Consider the following 438-nt stretch of genomic DNA (forward strand, 5'->3'; position numbering starts at 1 on the left):
CGCTCGAACTGATCGGGATCATTTCAACGCTCGCATTACTGCTGCGGCAAGATCACAAGGCGCTCCGGACCCAATCCTCACCTTGATACCGTTCGCAAAGTCCACAACGATGGTTGCCGCACCACCATCGCCGCCGCCAGGAACATCCAGGACTGTTGCCGGCACAAAAGCAGGCCCATCTTTCACAGTCAGCGCTTGGCGCCGCCACGTGTACAGCAGCCCCGTCGAAACATCAAAACGACGCGCTACCTCCGAGACATTTGCCCCCGGAGCAAATGCTGCCTCCAGAATTTCCAGCCGTTGGTCCGGTGACCAACGACGACGCCGTTCGTGACCCGTCAGCAAAATGGCCTGTGCCATAGTTCCTCATTGCGCTCTTAAGTCCACTCTCAAGAGCGCAAAATCACGGTATCGCCAAAAACTCGCAAGGCGGTCCAC

1 protein-coding gene is annotated in these 438 nt (G+C 57.5%); it reads right to left on the reverse strand.

Annotation, left to right across the window (positions count from 1 at the left end; all coding sequences use genetic code 11):
- Window positions 1–18: 18 nt before the first annotated feature.
- Window positions 19–360: an IS66-like element accessory protein TnpA gene (gene tnpA, locus AB4Z23_RS28575; RefSeq protein ID WP_012478003.1), complete on the reverse strand. Its 342-nt coding sequence runs from the start codon at window positions 358–360 to the stop codon at window positions 19–21.
- Between the last annotated feature and the right edge of the window lie 78 nt (window positions 361–438).

It is taken from the genome of Agrobacterium sp. MCAB5 (assembly GCF_052114365.1).
Taxonomy (GTDB): Bacteria; Pseudomonadota; Alphaproteobacteria; order Rhizobiales; family Rhizobiaceae; genus Agrobacterium; species Agrobacterium tumefaciens.

Excerpts from the sequence above, each read along its gene's own strand:
- tnpA (WP_012478003.1), bottom strand. The coding sequence starts at position 360 with ATGGCACAGGCCATTTTGCTGACGGGTCACGAACGGCGTCGTCGTTGG.